This window comes from Ideonella sp. B508-1 (assembly GCF_000333615.1).
In the GTDB taxonomy this organism is placed as follows: Bacteria; Pseudomonadota; Gammaproteobacteria; order Burkholderiales; family Burkholderiaceae_C; genus Ideonella.
Genome location: NZ_BADL01000204.1, coordinates 1 through 905, shown reverse-complemented (window position 1 = coordinate 905; position 905 = coordinate 1). Strand labels below are relative to the sequence as shown.

The window sequence follows — 905 nt, the reverse complement described above, 5'->3', positions numbered from 1 at the left end:
CGTGAGCTGCTGGGTGGCGCGGGTCATGCCCACATAGAGCAGGCGCACGGCGTCGTCCAGGGTCTCGTCCTTCATGGGCAGGGCCTGCAGGCCGCCAATGAAGACGTGGGGAAACTCCAGGCCCTTGGCGCTGTGCAGGGTGATGAGCTTGACCGACGGGGTGGCCCAGTCGAAGCGCCGGAAGGCGCGGGTGTTCATCGAGTCAAAAGCGATGTGGGCGCGCTTGAGGGCCTGCTCCAGCGGCGCCATCTGGTACTTGGCACGGCCCGGCGCTGGCCGCCGACAGCTACCTGCGCCAGGACGTCATCCTGCAAGTGGCCCGGGACTGCGGCGCCCAGGCCATCCACCCCGGCTACGGCTTCCTGTCCGAGAACGCGGGATTCGCCCAGGCCTGCGAAGCCGCCGGCATCGCCTTCATCGGCCCGAGCCCGGAGCACATGCAGGCCTTCGGCCTCAAGCACACCGCGCGCGAACTGGCCGAGGCCTGCCAGGTGCCCCTGCTGCCCGGCTCGGGCCTGCTGAGCGACCTGCCCCATGCCCAGGCGGAGGCCGCCCGCATCGGCTACCCGGTGATGCTCAAGAGCACGGCCGGCGGCGGGGGCATCGGCATGCGCCTGGTGCGCAACGACGCCGAACTGGCCGAAGCCTTCGGGGCCGTGCAACGCCTGGCCAGCGCCAACTTCAAGGACGCCGGACTCTTCCTGGAGAAGTACGTCGAGCAGGCCCGCCACATCGAGGTGCAGGTCTTTGGCGACGGCCAGGGCCAGGTCATCGCCCTGGGCGAGCGCGACTGCTCGGCCCAGCGCCGCAACCAGAAGGTGATATAGGAGACCCCCGCCCCCGGCCTGAGCGACGCCCAGCTCCAGGCCCTGCACGCCACCGCCGTCACGCTGGCCCAGCGGGTG

General features: G+C 70.7%; 1 protein-coding gene and 1 pseudogene. One reads left to right on the top strand and one right to left on the bottom strand.

Translation table 11 applies throughout. The features are described from left to right. On the bottom strand, positions 1 to 249 hold a 249-nt coding region (locus tag I73_RS27015; RefSeq protein ID WP_040500057.1), incomplete at its 3' end, for a 3'-5' exonuclease. A 14-nt stretch (positions 250 to 263) separates the two neighbouring features. Here I73_RS27015 and I73_RS08990 point away from each other — a divergent pair. Continuing rightward, positions 264 to 905: pseudogene (locus I73_RS08990) on the top strand (biotin carboxylase N-terminal domain-containing protein); the annotation flags it as partial.